Origin of the sequence: Acinetobacter sp. V115_6, assembly GCF_031799025.1 — a bacterium.
Lineage (GTDB): Bacteria > Pseudomonadota > Gammaproteobacteria > Pseudomonadales > Moraxellaceae > Acinetobacter > Acinetobacter pittii.
The window spans coordinates 43,197-55,219 of record NZ_JAVQNO010000013.1 but is presented as its reverse complement, the minus strand read 5'-3'; the positions used below and the strand labels follow the sequence as shown (position 1 = coordinate 55,219).

General features: G+C 41.8%; 12 protein-coding genes. 8 read left to right on the top strand and 4 right to left on the bottom strand.

Translation table 11 applies throughout. The features are described 5' to 3' along the window. Positions 1–14 precede the first annotated feature (14 nt). The 5 genes from RMA94_RS02240 (at position 15) to RMA94_RS02220 (ending at position 5,088) form a co-directional block, all read left to right on the top strand. Positions 15–1,412 carry an ammonium transporter gene (locus tag RMA94_RS02240; protein WP_017385861.1) on the top strand — a complete coding sequence of 466 codons (1,398 nt, stop codon included), beginning with the start codon at positions 15–17 and terminating at the stop codon, positions 1,410–1,412. A gap of 124 nt (positions 1,413–1,536) precedes the next feature. Continuing rightward, positions 1,537–1,995, top strand: coding sequence for a transcriptional regulator NrdR (nrdR, locus tag RMA94_RS02235; RefSeq protein WP_000543541.1), 459 nt, complete (start codon positions 1,537–1,539; stop codon positions 1,993–1,995). 15 nt (positions 1,996–2,010) lie between these two features. Then, positions 2,011–3,096 (top strand): bifunctional diaminohydroxyphosphoribosylaminopyrimidine deaminase/5-amino-6-(5-phosphoribosylamino)uracil reductase RibD, encoded by a 1,086-nt coding sequence (ribD, locus tag RMA94_RS02230; RefSeq protein WP_068529328.1) that lies wholly within the window; start codon positions 2,011–2,013, stop codon positions 3,094–3,096. Continuing rightward, positions 3,093–4,385: a DNA adenine methylase gene (locus RMA94_RS02225; RefSeq protein WP_002121221.1), complete on the top strand. Its 1,293-nt coding sequence runs from the start codon at positions 3,093–3,095 to the stop codon at positions 4,383–4,385. Before ribD ends, RMA94_RS02225 begins: the two co-directional genes overlap by 4 nt. A gap of 43 nt (positions 4,386–4,428) precedes the next feature. Continuing rightward, positions 4,429–5,088 carry a riboflavin synthase gene (locus tag RMA94_RS02220; RefSeq protein ID WP_068529326.1) on the top strand — a complete coding sequence of 220 codons (660 nt, stop codon included), beginning with the start codon at positions 4,429–4,431 and terminating at the stop codon, positions 5,086–5,088. A 61-nt stretch (positions 5,089–5,149) separates the two neighbouring features. Here RMA94_RS02220 and RMA94_RS02215 read toward each other — a convergent pair whose 3' ends face one another. The 4 genes from RMA94_RS02215 to RMA94_RS02200 form a co-directional block, all read right to left on the bottom strand. Then, positions 5,150–5,368, bottom strand: coding sequence for a hypothetical protein (locus tag RMA94_RS02215; RefSeq protein ID WP_002121224.1), 219 nt, complete (start codon positions 5,366–5,368; stop codon positions 5,150–5,152). Positions 5,369–5,499: 131 nt separating this feature from the next. Beyond that, positions 5,500–6,138: a hypothetical protein gene (locus RMA94_RS02210; protein ID WP_002121184.1), complete on the bottom strand. Its 639-nt coding sequence runs from the start codon at positions 6,136–6,138 to the stop codon at positions 5,500–5,502. A gap of 38 nt (positions 6,139–6,176) precedes the next feature. Continuing rightward, the gene (locus RMA94_RS02205) at positions 6,177–6,584 is read right to left on the bottom strand and encodes a DNA polymerase III subunit chi (protein WP_002121193.1); all 408 of its coding nucleotides are present in this window, start codon (positions 6,582–6,584) and stop codon (positions 6,177–6,179) included. Then, on the bottom strand, positions 6,577–8,025 hold the full coding sequence (locus RMA94_RS02200) for a leucyl aminopeptidase (RefSeq protein ID WP_002121215.1): 1,449 nt from the start codon (positions 8,023–8,025) through the stop codon (positions 6,577–6,579). Before RMA94_RS02200 ends, RMA94_RS02205 begins: the two co-directional genes overlap by 8 nt. Before the next feature lie 143 nt (positions 8,026–8,168). Here RMA94_RS02200 and lptF point away from each other — a divergent pair, with 143 nt between their 5' ends. The 3 genes from lptF to gpmI all read left to right on the top strand — a co-directional run bounded on the left by lptF (position 8,169) and on the right by gpmI (position 12,013). Beyond that, positions 8,169–9,269 (top strand): LPS export ABC transporter permease LptF, encoded by a 1,101-nt coding sequence (lptF, locus tag RMA94_RS02195; RefSeq protein ID WP_002121169.1) that lies wholly within the window; start codon positions 8,169–8,171, stop codon positions 9,267–9,269. After that, entirely contained in the window at positions 9,269–10,339 is a 1,071-nt protein-coding gene (lptG, locus tag RMA94_RS02190) for an LPS export ABC transporter permease LptG (RefSeq protein WP_002121203.1), read from the top strand. Before lptF ends, lptG begins: the two co-directional genes overlap by 1 nt. Positions 10,340–10,465: 126 nt before the next feature. Then, positions 10,466–12,013, top strand: a complete 1,548-nt coding sequence (gene gpmI / locus RMA94_RS02185) for a 2,3-bisphosphoglycerate-independent phosphoglycerate mutase (RefSeq protein ID WP_005065710.1) — start codon at positions 10,466–10,468, stop codon at positions 12,011–12,013. The last annotated feature ends 10 nt before the right edge of the window (positions 12,014–12,023 follow it).

The following is a 12,023-nucleotide window of genomic DNA, read 5'->3' as shown; positions in this document are numbered from 1 at the left end:
GTTGGGGGACACGAATGAAAAAAATGCTTATGGCGCTCAGTCTATCAGGCGCTCTTTTGGGTGGTACTGCCGTTTGGGCAGAAGAAGCTGTAACAACGCCAACATCGGAAGTTGCGGCTGCATCAACATCTCCAGCTACTGCAACTACTACTGCAGAAGCACCAGTTGCTGAAACTCCAGCAGCTCCAGCACCGACACCTACGCTTGATACGGGTGATACCTCTTGGATTTTAGTTTCAACCGCATTGGTTCTATTAATGACCATTCCGGGATTGGCATTATTCTATGGCGGTATGGTACGTAAAAAAAATGTACTCAGTACGATGATGTTCAGCCTTTCAGCTGCAATCTTGGTAAGTTTGCTGTGGGTGATTGCTGGTTATTCAATCGCGTTCTCTGGCACAGGTGCATTTTTTGGTGATTTGTCTAAAGCAATGCTAAACGGGGTGGCGTTTGATGCATTGAGTGGGACAATTCCTGAAAGTCTCTTTGTTATTTTCCAAATGACTTTTGCCATTATTACAGTTGCGATCCTTAGCGGTTCTATCGCAGACCGTATGAAGTATTCAGCTTTCATGGTGTTTATTGCAGTTTGGGTGCTCGTTGTTTACGCACCAATTACTCACTGGGTGTGGGCTGCAGATGGCTGGTTATTTAAAGCAGGCGCATTAGATTTTGCTGGTGGTACAGTTGTACATATCAACTCGGGTGTTGCTGGTCTAGTTGCTGCTTACATGCTTGGAAAACGTATTGGCCTTGGCCGCGAATCTATGGCTCCGCATAACCTGACTTTAACTGTAGTGGGTGCAAGCTTACTTTGGGTGGGTTGGTTCGGCTTTAACGGTGGTAGTGCTCTAGGCGCTGGTGCTCGTGCAAGTATGGCAATTTTAGTGACTCAAGTTGCTGCTGCCGCTGCTGCATTCTCTTGGTTAGTTGTTGAACGTATGATTCGTGGCAAAGCATCTGTATTAGGTGGTGCTTCTGGTGCAGTAGCTGGTTTAGTTGTGATTACACCAGCAGCAGGTTTTGTTGGGGTAGGCGGTGCTTTAGTGATGGGCCTTATTGGTGGCGTCGTGTGCTTCTGGGGTATTACAGCACTTAAACGCTTACTTAAAGCCGATGATGCTTTGGATGCGTTTGGTTTGCATGCGGTAGGTGGTATTGTCGGTGCGATTTTAACAGGCGTATTCTACAGTGACGAAATTATTAAAGCAGCTAACGTTGCATTAGCTCCAACATTCGCTGGCCAATTATGGGTACAAGTTGAAGGCGTATTGGCAACCATGGTTTACAGTGGTATTGCGACTTTCGTTATTCTTAAAGTGATTGATCTTGTGATTGGTATTCGTGTTAATGCTGATGATGAACGCATGGGTCTGGATTTAAGCCAACATGGCGAACGTATCGAATAATTCGTAATATATTCCAATCAAAAAAACAGTCTTCGGACTGTTTTTTTGTCTTATAGAATGCTGGTTCTGTAAGTGTAGAAATTTTGCTACACTAGGTCAAAGTAATCGACCCTATAAATCCGCTATGCATTGTCCATTTTGCAACGCCGCAGATAGTAAAGTCATCGATTCACGTTTAGCCGCCGAAGGCTGTCAGATTCGTCGACGTCGTGAGTGTGTAAGTTGCGGTGAACGTTTTACCACTTTTGAAAGCTATGAAGTGGTAATGCCCCGTGTGATCAAATCGAATGGAAAAAATGAACCTTTCGATGAGGCCAAATTACGTCGTTCGTTAATGCATGCTTTGCAAAAACGTCCGGTCACACAAGAGCAGATCGAAACAGTTTTAAGTGATATCCAGTTGCAGATTCGCCGTTTAGGTGAGCGTGATGTGAAATCTAGAACAATTGGCGAAATTGTCATGCAATCTTTATTTGCCCTTGACCATGTTGCTTACGTCCGATTTGCTTCTGTCTATCAAGATTTTCAGGATGTTGAAGCGTTTCGCCGTCAAATAGAGCAAATGCAACAACGTGAACACTAATCATTTGAGATTTTTATGTCTGAGTTGAAACAAGATCAGTATTGGATGCAGCAAGCTATTGAACTTGCCAAACGAGGACTATATTCGACCAAGCCTAATCCAAATGTTGGTTGTGTGATTGTCAAAGATGATCAGTTAGTTGGCCAAGGTTTTCATCCTAAAGCGGGTCAGCCACACGCAGAGGTTTTTGCCTTACGCGAAGCGGGTGAATATGCACAAGGTGCAACAGCTTACGTTACGCTTGAACCATGTGCACATTATGGCAGAACTCCTCCTTGTGCCGAAGCATTGGTGAAAGCCCAAGTTAAAAAAGTAGTGGTTGCTTGTCCTGATCCAAATCCATTGGTGGCGGGTAAGGGTGTTCAGATTTTGGAAAATGCCGGAATTGAAGTAGAAGTTGGCATTTGCGAAGATTTAGCATCAAAACTTAATCAAGGTTTTTTAAAGGCAATGTCTACAGGCATGCCTTATGTACGTTTAAAGGTAGCCTCAAGTTTAGATGGGCGTACTGCAATGGCATCAGGTGAGTCGAAGTGGATTACCGGTTCGGCTGCACGCCAAGATGTACAACATTGGCGTGCCATTTCTGGAGCAGTGATTACAGGTATTGAAACTGTGATTGCAGATGATTGTCAGCTTAATGTGCGTTCACTCAATAATTTTGATATCGAGATGGTTGCTCAGCCAAAACGGGTTGTTTTAGACCGCCAAGGACGTTTGCCACTTAACGCTAAGATCTTAGCGAATCCTGAAACTGTGATGGTAATGGGGCCGTATCGTCAAGAACTTGCTGATTTAGGCGTGATACAATTAGAAATTCAGCCTTTAAAAATGCTGTTACAGACCCTATCTAAGCAACATCAAATTTATGATGTGTTGGTTGAAGCTGGCGCAACATTGTCTACTGCCTTTTTGCAAGAAGGTTTGGTGGATGAATTGATCAGTTATATTGCCCCGACCTTATTGGGGAAAAGTGCAAGGGCCATGTTCAATGCAGAATTTGAATATATGGCAGAGCAACTTCGTTTTACACTTCTTGATGTGACAAAAATTGATCAAGATATACGCTTAAGGTTAATCCCTACGCAAGAGAAAGTATGAATTCAGAGCCTTCGGTTTATCACAAACGTCGTCATGCAGCCCGTACGACAGACGAATATCTTTTCCATCAGCTTGTGCCGTACTTGGGTAACAAGCGCCGATTGCTCCATCTAATTTTAGAAGCCCTTGAAATTACAGGGACACTGAATAGCAAGAAAAAGAATCCACCGATTTTTGCCGATTTCTTTGCCGGCAGTGGCGTTGTATCTCGTTTAGCACGTCAAAATGGTTACCGAGTCATTGCAAACGACTGGGAACCTTATAGTCATGCTTTAAATCATGCGATTTTAGCCTGTGTAGATGCACCTGCTTTTAAAGAACTGGGTGGCTATCAAAAGGCAATCGATTATTTAAATCGCTTACCTGAAGTTAAAGGTTGGGTAACGCATAACCTTTGTCCACGTAACGATGATGTATACGATCCAACTCGTGACCGTTTATTCTTTAAACGCCGTAACGGTATGCGTATCGATGCAATTCGTCAGCAGATTGCAACATGGCAGGCACAAGGTGCAATTAATGATGTAGAGATGAGTGCTTTGCTTGCGCCATTGCTCTATTCAGCTAGTTTTGTCAGTAACACGAGTGGTGTATTTAAAAGCTTCCACCAAGGGTGGGGCGGACGTACTCAAACTGCGTTAGAACGAATTGAATCATTACTTTGGTTAACACCGAGCCGTTTTTGTGAGATTGGTGATCGCAAACGTCCGGCTGCTGAAATGTGGTGTGTAGATTCACAACATCTAGCAAATCAAATGAGTGGTTTTGAGGTTGATGTTGCCTATCTCGATCCACCATATAACCAACACGCATATAGTAGTAATTACCACGTCTTAAATGCATTAACTTTATGGGATCAGGTGGATTTACCTTCACCAGATACCAAAGGTTATAAGAGTGGTATTGATAGAGCATGGCGTAAAGAACGTCCAAGTCCATATAACTCTTCTAAACATGCAAAAGATGCATATGAGAAATTACTTTCAACGATCAATGCACGCTATATTCTGACCAGCTATTCAACTGATGGTAATATCGAGCCGAAAGATTTACTTATGGCCAATCTGGAACGAGGCAAAGTGACCTTGTTAACACAAGATGTTCCGCGTTATCGAGTGAGTAAACAACGACAGTCTGAACGTGCACGCGTGCTTGAGTTTATTGTGATTACTGATACTCATGCTAAGTCAGGACCACCATTACGTCAGTTATTAGGCCAGCTTTACCACTTCGCCGAGCTAGGTGGTGTAGATACCTCAGGTAACAGTACACAGCTCGCACTTTGGTAAGCGCTGCAATTTAAGCAGTGTAAAAAGATTTGGAGATTGAGCCATGTTTACAGGCATTATTGAAAGTTTAGGTAAAGTTGAAAGCCTGCAAAGTGTAGGTGGTGATGTACGTCTACGTATTCAGACTGATCTGGATATGTCTGATGTACATTTGGGTGACTCAATTGCAACCAATGGTATTTGTCTCACAGTGATTGAATGGGGCGATAACTGGTACGCAGCAGATGTTTCCCGTGAAAGTTTAAATCGAACGACTTTAGGTAACTGGAAAGTTGGGCAACGTGTCAATGTTGAAAAGGCAATGTTACCGACAACGCGCTTTGGCGGGCACATTGTAAGTGGTCACGTTGATGGCGTAGGTGAAATTACTGTAGTACGTGAAGACGCTCGTTCAATCTATTATGAAGTTACAGCACCGGCAGAACTTGCTAAATATTTGGCGGAAAAAGGCTCTGTAACCGTTGACGGAATTAGCTTAACGATTAATCACTTGCGTGGAAATATTTTAAGCTTGAATTTGATTCCGCATACTGCAGAACGTACCAATATTGGAACGTGGCAAGTAGGTAGTAAGGTCAACCTTGAAGTCGACGTGTTGGCGCGTTATATCGAGCGTTTATTGCTAGGTGATAAAGCAGCTGAACAAAAAACTGAGTCAAATATTAGTATGACTTTTTTAGCTGAAAATGGTTTTTTAAAATAAAAGCCAGATCATCAAAATAAAAAAACCGGACATATGTTCCGGTTTTTTTATTTTTAAAAAATTAATGCTTGGTGAGTGTAACCGAATGTGTGCCAACCCATGGTTTAGTATGCTGAGTGCGTGTAATTGAAAACTCACCTTTTTCCGACGCTCGTGTCAGCAAGATTGAAAGCGAATTAAAGTCGTTATGACTCATATAAAGTTCTTGTGCTGAAAATGTCCATTGCTCACCCTGATTAAGCTGCTCAAGTTGCTTTGAAATCTGATGCGGAATGTCCATTTCTTACCCTCATTAATTATCTTAAAATCACTACTTTCTATTCTCATAATCAATTGATCTACAAGAATAATATTTATGTCTATTTTGTGACATATAGGTGTCAGTTTTATGACAGAAGAAGTTTTAAAATTTTACTTCTCTATTTTTTCATCAGAAAACTTAGAGTTCTTTAAAATGTATTCAATTTCTTCTTGAGCTGCCGAATGTAGTTTGGCTCGGAAAGCCGTTACTGACTCTTCAATTAAGTTTTCAGCTTCAAGTTCTAAACGAATGCGTAAACTTTCAAGCTCAGATAAGATTTGATCATCGGTGATACTAAGTTTTACGCCAGCAGAGTAATTGACGGCTGGGGTTTCAGGGTTTTTCTGATAACGTGCAGTTTGTTCTGCAACTTCTTGTTCTAAATGACTACGTAATGTCTGTAATGTTTCAGTCTGTTCATTAAACTTGCGAATTTCGTCTGCTTGCAACTCCGCAGCATAAGCAGCTTCTGATGCACGTTTATCAGCAAGTGCTTTTTCTAAAGCGAGTTGACGACGGATACGTGCTTGCTCAATAAGCTCTGCCTTAAGATCCGCGTAAGCTTGTTCAATTTTTTGCTGTGATTCTAACTGCGCTTTTTCGTCATTTAAAACCCAAAGCTGAATAGGGGTTTGTGGTTCTAATAAGTCACAAATACGTGCCAGATCCTGTTGATAGGCATGACGGACAGCTTCAGGCGCATTTAACCATCTTTTTTTAAAATCTTGCCCGACATTTAATGCCACCATGCTTCTCCTTTGTTCAACAGTATTTACATTTTAGCGCGTTATAATTTAAAGGTCCGCGGTTCTATACCCAAACGGCGATACATTTTAAATTTTTCTCGGCCAATTTGCTTGGCTGTTTCATTATTTTCAACAATTTCTATAATGTGGCTAAAATGATCAACTTGTTCAAGTGCATGATTGTTAAAATTAAATACTAACAAGCCTTGTTCAAGCGGTTGTTTAGCCGAAATACATACAGCAGCTTCAGCTTGGTCAATGCCATGCGCAATGAAACTTGCAGGGTCGAAATCCCATAATCTTTCATCAAGAGTTTGTTGTAGCTGCACATCTGGGCAATACCACCAGATTTTAGGATGCTTCTGTAAAATCTTTCGGCATAAACGGCAAGCACTATCGACTTGCCGTTCTTCACTGGTTTCAAACAGATAAAAACTAACTTTAGCCATTCGTATTTACACGATTCGCTAAAAATTGCATGAGTAATGGTACTGGACGACCTGTTGCACCTTTAGCTGGACCAGATAACCACGCTGTTCCTGCTACATCTAAATGAGCCCAACGGTACTCACGTGTAAAGCGCTCAAGGAAACATGCTGCCGTAATCGCACCGCCGTATGGACCGCCGATGTTTGCAATATCAGCAAATGGTGAATCAAGTAATTCTTGATAATCCTCAATCACTGGCATACGCCATACACGGTCAAATGATTGCTCACCTGCTTGCTGGAGTTCAGCTGCTAAAGCATCATCTGGTGAGAACAAACCACTCAGTACTTTACCTAAAGCGACTACACATGCACCAGTTAATGTTGCGATATCAACCACGACTGCTGGATTGAAACGTTTGATATAGGTCAATGTGTCGCACAGTACCAAACGACCTTCCGCATCGGTATTTAAAATTTCAACAGTTTGTCCGCTCATGGTTGTCACAATATCACCTGGGCGAGTTGCTTTACCTGAAGGCATATTTTCTGCAGCTGCAATTGCTCCAACGACATGAATAGGGAGTTTTGCTTCGCATAGCGCACGAATAGTACCTAATACAGAGGCTGCACCGCACATATCGAACTTCATTTCATCCATGCCTAGGCCTGGTTTTAAAGAAATACCGCCTGTATCAAAAGTAACGCCTTTACCAACAAGCACAACAGGCGCTTGATCGATTCCAGCTTGGTATTCGAGTGTTACGATACGACCCGGACGTTCAGATCCTTTGCTGACTGCAAGAAAAGCATACATACCTAAATCAGCCATTTGCTGTTCATTTAAGACAGTTACTTTGAGCAAGTCAGGGAATTCTGCAGCTAAAGCTAATGCTTGTTCTGCCAAATATTCAGGGAAGCAAATGTTGCCTGGACGGTTGCCAAGGTCACGTGCATACGACTGACCAGACTGTACGGCATGCACTAAAGCCAGTTGTTTTTCATCGAGGCTCGTCGTTGAACTAATTAAATCAACCTGTTGTAACACAAATTCATTTTTTTTCGATTTAAACTCATCATAACCATAAGCTGCTTGAGTTAAGCTTAAAGCGAATAAATAATGGTATTCGACAGGTAACGCAGCAATATCAATCGCGATATGCTTAAATTTATTTTGTGTCGATTTGATAATGGTTTGGGCAAGTTTAGCGAGCTTAACCGCCTGAAGTTCGGCTGTTTTTCCTAGGCCAAGTAATTGGCTATGAGGTTGATTTGAAACTTGCCCGAATAAAGGCAGAGTTTCATTGAAGTTGCCTTTGAATTGGGTGGCAGTAAGAACGCTTTCTAGGTTATTGATTTGATATGTGTTGATGTTGCTTTGTAGCTGTTCTGAATCAACTAAAACCCACAAAGATTCATTAGATGTCTGTTCGGGAAAAGTTGTATAAGTTGTAAATTTCATGGCTGCCGTGATTGCCTATAGAAAGTTATGTTGGATTAAAACATTGAAACACTTTCAAGCATAGCGTTGCAATGTGCGGTTTTATATTTTTAACATTCGGGTAAACTAGCACACGTCCCGATTAGCCTTTTGGAAGTATTACTTTGATTATTCGGCGTTATCTCGTCAAGCAAGTTGTCTCTACCTCATTGGTGGTCATTTCTTTACTGACCTTAATCATGATGGGTGGTCGTCTGATCAAATACTTTGGTGTGGCGGCGCAGGGGCGTTTAGATGCCAGTATCTTGTTTAGCATCATTGGATATCGTTTACCTGAATTTCTAACACTCATTTTACCATTGGGTTTTTTCATTGGTTTAATGTTGGTGTTTGGTCGTTTATATGTTGACCATGAAATGGCCGTATTGAATGGTAGTGGTGTAAGCCGTCATCAATTAGCACGATTACTCATTCCAATGACACTTGTTTATATGGTGTTTCAGTCTGTGCTTATGCTCTGGATGACGCCGTGGGGACTACGTGAGTTTGAAAAACTGACAACTACACAAGCTGTCCGGACAGGTTTCGATTTGGTTCGACCAAGAGAGTTTATTTCCTCTGGGCCATATACGATCTATGCAGGTTCATTGTCAGAAGACCGAAAGAATTTGAAGGATATTTTCTTTTATCAGCGCGCTGCTAAAGAAGATAAGCCAGATGTTATGATTTTGGCAAAAGAAGCGACTCGTGTAGAAGTTGCAAATGACACCGCCAATGTCGTTGATCTGGTACAAGGTCGTCGCTATGAAATATTCCCGGGACAACCAAAATATACACAAGCAGAGTTCCAGTCTTATCGTCTACGTTTAGAAAATGACAAAGATGTTAAGTTTGAGAGTGGCGATGTAGAAGCACTATCAACAACAAAACTCTTTTCAAAAACGAATGATCCAGTCATCAGAAGTGAGTTGGGATGGCGTTTATTTGGGCCATTCACCATTGTTATTGCGCTAATGCTCTCAGTGGCATTGTCTGAGGTGAGTCCACGACAAGGCCGTTATTACCGTCTTATTCCGGCGATTTTTATTTTTTCCAGTCTGATCGTATTAATGATTGCAATCAAGACTCGTATTAGTAAAGAAGAACTCGATATTTGGGCTTATCCTGCCGTGTTAGTTGTGTATGGCGTTGCTGCCGCCTTATTCTCACGTAAGCAGAAGTTAGGACCAAAAATCAAGAAACAGATCAAGCGAGTGAAATTATAATGTTAGCACGTCGAATAGTCGCCAAATATGTGACGAAAACCACTGCGCTTGCGATGTTTGGCACCACAGTTGTTTTGTCCATTCTTCAGGTCTTATTTACATATCTTGGTGAGTTGGGTGAGCTCAAACCAGACTATAACGCATGGCAAGCTCTCGTCTATGTCCTGTGGGGAGCTCCTCGCTATCTCTATGAAATTTTACCTATCTCTGCCTTGATTGGTGCTGTGATTGGACTGGGCTCATTGGCAACGAGTAGTGAACTCATTGTTATGCGTTCAGTCGGTGTTAGCTTATGGCGTATTGTTGGTTGGGTTATGCGCTCAGCTTTACTGCTTATTATTTTGTCATTTGCTTTAAGTGAATGGGTTATTCCTTATACCAATGAAAAAGCGCAAAGTGTTAAAAGCCATCGTTCTGTAGCTGCTTTAGGTGAAGTAAAAGGCTATTGGTCACGTGAAGGGCAGCGATTTATCTATATCGACTATGCTAACTCTCAAGGCAATTTAAGAGACATTCAAGTGGTCGACTTTGACCAGAACTATTACTTGCAATCATTAATTAATGCTCAGCAAGGACAGTTTATTAAAAATGGTCAATGGGCTTTGAAAAAAGCTGAACAAATGGACATTTTGGCGGCAGGCAATGCCATCAAAACTGACCATGAAGAACAATCGCTTGCTTTAGCATTACAGCCTAAATATGTGCATATGGTGACTTTAGATCCTGAAGATTTATCGCCAAGCCAACTGATTAGCTTTATGCGTTATATGGATGAATATAGTCAGGTACCAAAGACGTACCAATTGGCTTTCTGGCAAAAAGTTGCTTCGCCATTTTCACTCATCGCATTAGTTCTCGTGGCATGTTCTTTTATTTTTGGACCGTTACGCCAACAATCAATGGGTTTTCGTTTGGTGATCGCATTGTTTATTGGTTTGAGTTTCTATTATTTGCAGGATTTCTTGGGCTATGCGAGCTTGGTTTATTCTCCATCTCCAGCATGGTTTGTGCTCGTGCCTATCTTGTTAATGTTTGGTGCCGGAAGTTATTTGCTTTACCGCGCTCGCTAGTAATAAGTGATATTTATGGTTTTCATCAATCGCGGATATTGGTGAAAGCCATAGGAATAAATAGAGTCTTGACCGAAAATTCGGTAAGATATTGTGACGAAATTGTAGACAAAAGAGAAATTGATTATGACGGATGCAACTGCTGGCAAGATCCCTCACGTTCTGGTCATTATGGATGGTGTTGGACACCGTGAAGCGATTGAAGATAATGCTTTTCTTGCAGCAAAAACACCAAATTTGGCGGCAATGAAAGCCAAGCATCCGAATAGTCTAATTTCTGGTTCAGGTGAAGATGTTGGATTGCCTGATGGGCAAATGGGGAACTCTGAAGTTGGCCATATGAATCTTGGCGCTGGCCGTGTGTTATATCAAGACTTTACCCGTATTACTAAAGATATCCGTACTGGTGACTTTTTTAAACATGAAGTGTTGATCGACGCTGTTGAAAAAGCCAAAGCTGCTGGCGGTGCTGTTCATATTATGGGACTACTTTCAGAAGGTGGCGTCCATTCACATGAAGATCATATTGTGGCGATGTGTGAGCTTGCATTAAAACGCGGTGCAAAAGTTTACTTACACGCGTTCCTTGATGGTCGTGATACACCTCCACGCAGTGCTCAGCCGTCTTTAGAAAAATTAGATGCATTATTTGCTCAATATCCGGGCCAAGGCCGTATCGCAACTATGATTGGTCGCTACTTTGCAATGGATCGTGACAATCGTTGGGATCGCGTTGAGCAAGCTTATCGCTTGTTAACCGAAGGTGAAGCACTTCGTACTGCACAAACCGCAGTTGAAGGGTTGGAATTAGCTTATGCAGCCAACGAAAATGATGAGTTTGTAAAAGCGACTCGTATTGGTGATATTGCTAAAGTTCAAGATGGTGATAGCGTTGTATTTATGAATTTCCGTGCTGACCGAGCTCGTGAAATTACTCGCGCATTTGTAGAGAAAGACTTTGCTGGTTTTGAACGTAAAGTTGTACCGAATCTTTCTAAGTTTGTGATGTTAACGCGTTATCAGGCAAGCATTGATGCACCAGTTGCCTACATGCCAGAAGCCCTCAAAAACTCATTGGGTGAGTATTTATCTTCTTTAGGTAAAACCCAGTTACGTATTGCCGAAACTGAAAAGTATGCACATGTAACATTCTTCTTTAGTGGTGGCCGTGAAGATGAATATCCAGGTGAAAAACGTATTTTAATTCCATCTCCAAACGTTGCGACATATGACCTTAAGCCAGAAATGAGTGCTTATGAAGTCACTGATGAGTTGGTTAAGGCAATTAATTCGGGTGAATACGACTTATTGGTTGTGAACTATGCAAATGGTGATATGGTCGGGCATACAGGTGTATTTGATGCTGCTGTTAAAGCAGTTGAAGCGGTTGATACTTGTTTAGGTCGTGTCTATGAGGCAGTTATGGCGAAAAAAGGCCATATGCTCATTACTGCTGACCATGGTAACGTTGAACAAATGCAAGACTACGAAAGTGGGCAAGTGCATACTCAACATACAACCGAGCTTGTGCCGTTTATCTATGTTGGTCCAACACAAGCAACAATTGCAGAAGGTGGTGTGCTTGCAGACGTAGCACCGACAATTCTCAATTTAATGAAGATTCCTGTTCCTGCCGAAATGCAAGGACGTAATCTGATTACACTATCTGCATAAGTTAAAGGTG

What these genes read in the sequence shown, in the direction of transcription:
- nrdR (WP_000543541.1), top strand. Translation starts at nt 1,537, where the DNA reads ATGCATTGTCCATTTTGCAACGCCGCAGATAGTAAAGTCATCGATTCA.
- RMA94_RS02240 (WP_017385861.1), top strand. Translation starts at nt 15, where the DNA reads ATGAAAAAAATGCTTATGGCGCTCAGTCTATCAGGCGCTCTTTTGGGT.
- RMA94_RS02220 (WP_068529326.1), top strand. Translation starts at nt 4,429, where the DNA reads ATGTTTACAGGCATTATTGAAAGTTTAGGTAAAGTTGAAAGCCTGCAA.
- RMA94_RS02205 (WP_002121193.1), bottom strand. Translation starts at nt 6,584, where the DNA reads ATGGCTAAAGTTAGTTTTTATCTGTTTGAAACCAGTGAAGAACGGCAA.
- RMA94_RS02200 (WP_002121215.1), bottom strand. Translation starts at nt 8,025, where the DNA reads ATGAAATTTACAACTTATACAACTTTTCCCGAACAGACATCTAATGAA.
- lptG (WP_002121203.1), top strand. Translation starts at nt 9,269, where the DNA reads ATGTTAGCACGTCGAATAGTCGCCAAATATGTGACGAAAACCACTGCG.
- gpmI (WP_005065710.1), top strand. Translation starts at nt 10,466, where the DNA reads ATGACGGATGCAACTGCTGGCAAGATCCCTCACGTTCTGGTCATTATG.
- RMA94_RS02210 (WP_002121184.1), bottom strand. Translation starts at nt 6,138, where the DNA reads ATGGTGGCATTAAATGTCGGGCAAGATTTTAAAAAAAGATGGTTAAAT.
- ribD (WP_068529328.1), top strand. Translation starts at nt 2,011, where the DNA reads ATGTCTGAGTTGAAACAAGATCAGTATTGGATGCAGCAAGCTATTGAA.
- RMA94_RS02215 (WP_002121224.1), bottom strand. Translation starts at nt 5,368, where the DNA reads ATGGACATTCCGCATCAGATTTCAAAGCAACTTGAGCAGCTTAATCAG.
- RMA94_RS02225 (WP_002121221.1), top strand. Translation starts at nt 3,093, where the DNA reads ATGAATTCAGAGCCTTCGGTTTATCACAAACGTCGTCATGCAGCCCGT.